Origin of the sequence: Longimicrobium sp. (assembly GCF_036554565.1) — a bacterium.
Lineage (GTDB): Bacteria > Gemmatimonadota > Gemmatimonadetes > Longimicrobiales > Longimicrobiaceae > Longimicrobium.
In genome coordinates this window covers 1-7,475 of sequence record NZ_DATBNB010000730.1, presented here as the reverse complement: position 1 = coordinate 7,475, position 7,475 = coordinate 1, and the positions used below count along the sequence as shown (strand labels likewise).

6 protein-coding genes and 1 pseudogene are annotated in these 7,475 nt (G+C 70.0%); all 7 read right to left on the bottom strand.

Translation table 11 applies throughout. The features are described from left to right. A partial coding sequence (locus VIB55_RS20440; RefSeq protein ID WP_331878520.1) for a hypothetical protein occupies window positions 1–495 on the bottom strand: 495 nt, incomplete at its 3' end. A gap of 161 nt (window positions 496–656) precedes the next feature. Beyond that, on the bottom strand, window positions 657–2,321 hold the full coding sequence (gene hutU / locus VIB55_RS20435) for a urocanate hydratase (RefSeq protein ID WP_331878519.1): 1,665 nt from the start codon (window positions 2,319–2,321) through the stop codon (window positions 657–659). 29 nt (window positions 2,322–2,350) lie between these two features. Next, complete coding sequence (locus VIB55_RS20430; protein WP_331878518.1) at window positions 2,351–2,974, bottom strand: Uma2 family endonuclease; 624 nt, start codon at window positions 2,972–2,974, stop codon at window positions 2,351–2,353. Between the two features lie 20 nt (window positions 2,975–2,994). Then, on the bottom strand, window positions 2,995–3,588 hold the full coding sequence (locus tag VIB55_RS20425) for a Uma2 family endonuclease (protein WP_331878517.1): 594 nt from the start codon (window positions 3,586–3,588) through the stop codon (window positions 2,995–2,997). 44 nt (window positions 3,589–3,632) lie between these two features. Beyond that, the gene (hutH, locus tag VIB55_RS20420; protein ID WP_331878516.1) at window positions 3,633–5,153 is read right to left on the bottom strand and encodes a histidine ammonia-lyase; all 1,521 of its coding nucleotides are present in this window, start codon (window positions 5,151–5,153) and stop codon (window positions 3,633–3,635) included. Between the two features lie 150 nt (window positions 5,154–5,303). After that, window positions 5,304–6,485, bottom strand: a complete 1,182-nt coding sequence (locus tag VIB55_RS20415; protein ID WP_331878515.1) for a hypothetical protein — start codon at window positions 6,483–6,485, stop codon at window positions 5,304–5,306. A 240-nt stretch (window positions 6,486–6,725) separates the two neighbouring features. Continuing rightward, window positions 6,726–7,475: pseudogene (locus tag VIB55_RS20410) on the bottom strand (hypothetical protein); the annotation flags it as partial.

The window sequence follows — 7,475 nt, the reverse complement described above, 5'->3', positions numbered from 1 at the left end:
CGCCACCGTCGGCGCCCAGTAGCGCGGCGTCACCTCGTCGGCGCCGGCGGGACCATCGAAATCCAGGGTCCAGTCCGGGAACCTGGACGACAGGAAGGCATACCCCTGCGTGGTGTACCAGCCGGACCCATCCTCGCGGATCTTCCCCACCTGCACGTACGGCATGTCGTGCGTGGGCGCGGTCAGCACCCCGGCCCCCATGTCCAGGCCCCAGGAGGTGGGCGCCTGCAGGTACAGGTCCAGCTCCGACGATACGATCGCCGTGGAGAACGTGGCGGCCGCGCTGACACCGGGGCGCGTGGCCGTCGCCGCCTGGCCGTAGCGAACGCCAAAGCCCTGCTGCGGCACCATCTGGGTTTCGCAACGCAGGGTGTCGCACAGACGCGCCGCGCCGCCAGCCGTGGCGAACAGCGAGAAGCCCTCCTCCACGCGCGGTGTGTGCGTGACGATGGGCGCGCAGGCCGCCGCGCACGCCAGCAGCAGCGCGGTACACACTTTCAAGAACATGTGGATACGGACGGGCAAGAGCGACGGCAAGGAAGGGGGAGCACCATCAACGCCCGGCCGGCCCCGATCCGGACGGGCGAGGGCAATCCCCGCACCCGCCTCTGCGGATCTTCGGCCAGCCGGTCGTCGTTCGGCTCACGCGATCTCGATCAATCCAGCATCGGCAGACGGACGCCGTGGGCGCGGGCCGTGTCTACCGCCTCGCCGTAGCCCGCGTCGGCGTGGCGGATGACGCCCATCCCGGGATCGTTCGTCAGCACCCGCTCCAGCCGCTCGCGCGTTTCGGGGGTGCCGTCGGCCACGATCACCTGCCCCGCGTGCAGCGAGTTGCCGATGCCCACGCCCCCGCCGTGGTGGAACGACACCCAGGTGGCGCCGCTGGCCACGTTCACCAGCGCGTTCAGGATGGGCCAGTCGGCGATGGCGTCGCTGCCGTCCTTCATCGCCTCCGTTTCGCGGAAGGGCGACGCGACGGAGCCCGTGTCCAGGTGGTCGCGCCCGATGACGATGGGCGCCTTCAGCTCGCCCGACGCCACCAGGTCGTTCAGCGCCACGCCGAACCGCGCGCGCTCGCCCTGCCCCAGCCAGCAGATGCGGGCCGGAAGCCCCTGGAACTCCACCTTTTCGCGCGCGTGGGTGATCCAGCGGCGCAGGTGCTCGTCCTCCGGGAACAGGTCCAGCACCAGCTCGTCCGTACGGGCGATGTCGGCCGGGTCGCCGGAAAGCGCCACCCAGCGGAACGGGCCCTTCCCCTCGCAGAACAGCGGGCGCACGTACGCCGGCACGAAGCCGGGAAAGGCGAACGCATCCGCGTAGCCTGCGTCGCGCGCCTGGCCGCGCAGGTTGTTGCCGTAATCGAAGGTGATGGCCCCGCGGCGCTGCATCTGGACCATCGCCTCGCAGTGCGCGCGCATGCTCGCCATCGAGCGCCGCTGGTATCCGGCCGGGTCCGCTTCGCGCAGCGCATCCGCCTCCCCGAGCGACATGCCTGCGGGAACGTAGCCCACCAGGGCGTCGTGGGCGCTGGTCTGGTCGGTCAGCACGTCGGGCGTCACGCCGCGCCGCACCAGTTCGGGGAGCACCTCGGCGCAGTTGCCTACGAGGCCCACGGAGAGCGCCTGGCCGGACTTGCGCGCCTGGTCCACCCAGCCGAGCGCCTCGTCAAGGTCGTGCGTCATGCGGTCGCAGTACCGCGTGTCGATGCGGCGCTGGATGCGGGCCGGGTCCACGTCCACGCAGAGGACGGCGCCCTCGTTCATGGTGACGGCCAGCGGCTGCGCGCCGCCCATCCCTCCCATCCCGCCGGTGAGCGTCCACGTCCCGCGCAGGCTGCCCCCGAAGTGCTTGCGGGCCACCGCGCCGAACGTTTCGTACGTGCCCTGCAGAATGCCCTGCGTACCGATGTAGATCCACGAGCCGGCCGTCATCTGGCCGTACATGGTCAGCCCCTGCCGCTCCAGTTCGCGGAAGGTTTCCCAGTTGGCCCAGCGGCCCACCAGGTTGCTGTTGGCGATCAGCACGCGCGGCGAGTGAGCGTGGGTGCGGAACACGCCTACGGGCTTGCCGGACTGCACCAGCATGGTCTCGTCGTCGGCCAGGGTGCGCAGCGTGGCCACCATGGCGTCGAACGCCTCCCACGAGCGCGCCGCGCGCCCGGTGCCGCCGTAGACAACGAGGTCTTCGGGGCGCTCGGCGACGTCGGGATCCAGGTTGTTCATCAGCATGCGCAGCGCGGCCTCCTGCTGCCATCCGCGGCAGGAGATCTCGGTGCCGCGCGGCGCGCGCACGGTGCGGGCTTCGATGATGGTCGTCATGGGAGAAAGCAGCGTCGCGTGAATGCGCGTCAGGTGAAGCCGCGCATGAAATCGGAAATCCTGATCAGCAGCGTGGGCGCGCCCGGCACCGGTTGCCACTCGAGCGAATCGTGGGCCACCACCGCGGGCCGATCCGGGTCTTCGTCCAGGCGGTATATCTCCACCTGCTGCCGGACAGGCTCCACGATCCAGAACTGCGGAACGCCAAAGTATGCGTACCGCTCGCGCTTCAAACCGCGATCCCTGAGCGCGGTTCCCGGAGAGAGCACCTCGACCACCAGGTCCGGTGGCACCTCGATGCCGCGATCAGTGATCGATTCCCCATTCTCGCGCCGAACGAACACGACGTCCGGCTGGACGTAGTCGCCATCCCCGAACAGGACGTCAACCGGAGCAGGCATCACCCAGCCCAGGTCATGATGTGCGACGAACGCGTCCAGAACGGTCGCGAGCTTGAAGCCTACGAGCGTGTGCAGCGGCTGCGGTGCGGGCGTCACGAAAAGCTCTCCGTCGATGACTTCGTAGCGATTGCCGTCGTCGGGGAGCCTGGCGAATTCCGCGTAGCTCCACCCGCGCCGGGCGGGATGCGGTGCCATGTGCTGCTCCTTCGGGTGTGGCAGAAACGACGAGTCTAAATCGGGATGCTCATTCACGTCCGCTCCCGCAGCCGATCCTAGTTCGGCCTGCGCGGGCGCGAGTAGTCCGTGGGCGCCCGCATCAGATGCGGAATGTCGATGACCAGCTCCGGGCCACCGGGAGCGGGGCGCCACCGCAGGAAGTCCGTAGCGACCTCCGTCCGGCGCAAATCGCCGCCGCTGAGCCGGTAGACGTCCACCTTCACCAGATCGGTGTCGATGATCCAGTACTCCGGGACGCCGTACGCCGCGTACCGCTCGCGCTTGAGGCCCCGGTCGCGCCGCGAGGTCGAGGGCGAGAGAACTTCGACCACGAGGTCCGGTGCGCCCACCATCGCGTGGTCCTTGACGATCTCCTCACGCTCGCGCCTTACGAACAGGAGGTCCGGCTCCAGATAGTCGCCCTCGCCGAAGATCACGTCGTACGGCGCGCTGAACAGCGTTCCGAGCCCGTGCTCCTGCGTGAACACCTCGATCAACGCGCCGAGGCGCATGATCACTCGCTGATGGATGCTCGTCGGTGATGGGGTCACGTACAGTTCTCCGGCGATGACTTCGTAGCGATTGCCATCATCGGGGAGATTGGCGAACTCCTCGTACGTCCATCCGCGGACCGCCGGCTGTGTGGCCATCGTCTCCCCCCTCGTGTGAATGCCGGGCTGTGCGTGCCCCAGTATCAAAGATCGATCAATGCGCCCTCGCGCACCAGCGCTGCGGCGGACTCGATGTCGGGCGCTAGGGCGCGGTCCGCGTCCAGGTGCCCGATGGCGGCGCGCAGCTTCTGGTACGCGCGCTCCACGCCACGCCCCGGGCGCAGCGGCTTGCGGAACTCCAGCGCCTGCGCGGCGCACAGCAGCTCCACCGCCAGCACCCCCTCGGTGTTCCGCAGCACGCGGCGGGCCTTGATGGCCCCGTGCGCGCCCATCGACACGTGGTCTTCCTTGTTGGCGCCGGTGGGGATGCTGTCTACGCTGGCGGGATGCGAGAGGACCTTGTTCTCGCTGGCCAGCGCCGCCGCCGTGATCTGCGCGATCATGAAGCCGGAGCACACGCCGGGGTCGCGCGTCAAAAAGGCGGGGAGGTCGCCCGACAGGTCCGGGTTCACCAGCCGCTCCGTGCGCCGCTCGGAGATGGAGCACAGGTCGGTCAGCGCCATCGCCAGCAGGTCCAGCACCTGCGCGATGGGCTGTCCGTGGAAGTTGCCGCCCGAGATCACCAGCCCGTCCGGCCCCTCGTCGGGAAAGATCAGCGGGTTGTCGGTGGCGCTGTTCGCCTCGATCTCGATCACCTGGCGCACGTACGCCAGCGCGCTGCGCGCGGCGCCGTGTACTTGCGGCATGCAGCGGATGGAGTAGGCGTCCTGCACCCGCGGGTCGCCGTGCCGGTGCGACTCGCGGATCTCGCTGTCGGCCAGCAGGGCGCGGAGGCGCTCGGCGCTGGCCGCCTGCCCCGGGTGCGGGCGGGCACGCATGATGGCGGGATGGAAGGCGTCCGGCGTGCCGCGCAACCCCTCGAGCGACATGGCGCCCGCCACCTCGGCCGCCTCCACCGCGCGCTCGGCGCCGCGCACGAGCAGCGCACCGATGCCGGCCATCACCTGCGTGCCGTTGTTCAGCGCCAGCCCCTCCTTGGCGCGCAGGCGAAGCGGCTCCAGCCCGGCGCGGGCCAGCGCCTCCGCCCCCGGCAGCACTTCGCCATCCACCTCGGCCTGCCCCTCGCCGATCAGCACCAGCGCCAGGTGCGACAGCGGCGCCAGGTCGCCCGAGGCGCCCACGGAGCCCTGCTCGGGGATCACGGGATGGATGCCGTGGTTCAGCAGGTCCAGCAGCCGCTGCACCACCACGGGGCGCACGCCGGAAAAGCCCTTCGCCAGCACGTTGGCGCGCAGCAGCACGATGGCCCGCGTCTCGGCCCGGCTCAGCGGCACGCCCACGCCGCACGCGTGGCTGCGGATCAGGTTCAGCTGCAGCTCTTCCAGCCGGTCGGGCGGAATGGGCGTCTCCGCCAGGCGGCCGAACCCGGTGGTCACGCCGTAGACCACCGCGCCGCTGGCCAGCGCGCGCTCCACCACGTCGCGCGAGCGCTGGATGCGCTCGTCGCTGCCGGAGGCCAGCACCACGCGGGTGTCCAGGTCCGTGGCTACCTGCTCTATCTGCTCCAGCGTCAGGCTGTCGCCGTCGATCTCGATCTGCCGCATCTGCTCAGTGCGCGTTGGGGGAGGGAAGCCGCCCTGAAATTAGACACCCCGCACGAGCCTGTCAACGCTCGCGACCGGCAACGCGAAGACCCGCGCCGGGGCAGGTGCCCGGCGCGGGTCTCCATCACGTTTCCACCGTGGTGACCGCCGTTACCGGGGCGCCACGTTCAGCCGCGGCTCGTTGGGGATCATCTGGTACGCCCAATCGAAGATCATCAGGTCGCGCCCGGCCTGGTTGCTTCCCAGCAGCTGCACGCGGATTACCCCGTGGTGCACCTGCCCGTTCGCGCCGGGCACGCGGAACACGTAGCTGTACTCGGGCGTCACGGCGATGGGCGCGGTGCTGTACCCGGTCGTAGGGGCGACCCTGGCGGCGATGCAGTCCGCGTCGGCGCCGGGGCCGCAGGTGAGCGCCGTGGTGCGGCCGAACTCCACCACCTGCGCGCCGTTCAGCGGTACCAGCCGCCACCCGGCGGAACTCGTCTCCAGGCGGAAGTGCGCGCTGGTGGACGTGCCCGCGACGACGGGGTTCTGCGATTCGCTCGTCACGAAGCGGAAGCCGCTCTGCGTGGGGTCGCCCGCGTGCGCGTAGATCAGCTCGCCGGTGAAGTCCGGACGCGGAACCGCCACCATCTGCGCGCTCAGGTTGCTCACGTGGCCCATCGTGTCCACGGTGGCCACGCGGTAGCCGTACTCGAACCCGTTCTGCGCCTGCTCGTCCAGAAAGCCGCGCCCGTCGGTCTCGCCCACGCGGTACAGCTCCGGCTGCCCCTGCAGCTGCGTGAGGAACACCATGTAGCGGGCCACGTTGGCGCCGTTGGCGTTGTCCGTCCACCGCAGGTACACGGCGTCGTCCAGCCCCACCGGCGTGCCCGCCACGGGCGCGGCCGGGCGGGTGTTGGCCGGCACCGACACCTGTTCGGCGAACTCGCTGGACGTTTCCAGGTCGCTGGCCTCGTCCACGGCGGTGACGTAGTAGGTGTAGGCGCTCCCGTGCTGCACGTTGCGGTCGGCGTACACGCACCCCGCCTCCGTGCACGAGGTGACGGTGGCGATCAGCGAATAGGCACTGGAGGTGGACCGCTTGCCGTATACGCGGAACACTTCGTTGTCCCAGTCGCTGGGCGGAAGCCAGGTGAGCTGCACGGTCGGGTGGCCCGCCGGCGTGGTGCCGTTGAACCCCTCGAACACCCACTGGTAGCTCACGGCAAGGTCGCGCGGCTCGCCCGGTTCGTCGCCGGGGCCCACGATCACCCCGCGGTCGGTGGGGTCGCAGGCGGCCAGCAGCAGCAGGCCCGCCGCGGCGGACATCCATCGTTTCGTGCTCGTCATGGGAGGGTCTTTCCCGATTGTGTCGGTTGGATGCGGGCTCGGTGGTCCCGGCCTTTGCAAAGGCAACCGCCGTTCCGCCCGTGGGAGGATGGGGACATCCACCGCAAGCGTTTGTACAACAATCACTTGTCCTGATCGAGGGCCGGCCCCGCCTCCGCGCGCCTGTCCCGTATGAACGTCGAACGGGTGTCGCCTGCGAGGGACACCCGTTCGGGACCAGCCATCCGGCAACGCGCGCGGCTACTGCCGGGGCGTCCTGGGCCGCGTGGTTCCTTCGGTGCGGTTGCCGCCCAGGTTCTGGCGCCGGTAGTCGGCCTTCAGGTCCGGCAGGTCCGTCAGGTGCGCCGAGAACGAGAACGACGTGTTGCCGTTGGGCGCACGCACGATGTCGAAGTTGGCCTGCCAGCGGTACAGGTCGCGCTTCAGGTTCAGCACCTGCATGGCGAACTCGTTCTCGGTGATGGAATACTGCGTGTTCCAGTTCACCGCCCAGTTGCGGGTGGGATAGAACGTCACGTTCAGCCGCAGGTTCTGGTTGTCGCCCGACAGGCTGCGCCGGGGCACGTCGTCCAGCGGGCTGCGGCGCTGGCGCTGCAGCGAGTAGCCCACGGACACGTTCCACGGCCCGGCGCCCCCCGTTCCCGTCGTCAGCTCCTGCCCCGTGGCCGTCTGCGAGCCCGGCGGGTCCACCGGGGCAACCCCCTCCTCGGGCGGGGTGTTGCCGCGCTCCGTCCGCCGCTCCCCCTCGTCCGCCCGGGCGAAGCCCAGCCAGCGGAAGAGCGCCGAGTTGGCCCCGAAGCTCACCTGCGTTCCCAGCTGGGTGAGGAAGGGCGAGAACCGCCCGCGCCGCGTGCCGGCGGCGGTTCCGGAGCCCGTCCGCTCTTCCTCGAACAGGTCGTGCGCCAGGGTGATGTTCAATCCCCCGAACAGGTCGGAGCGCAGGGTGCTGGACAGGTCGTCCGTCTGGAAGCGGTAGAACGGCGTCTCCTG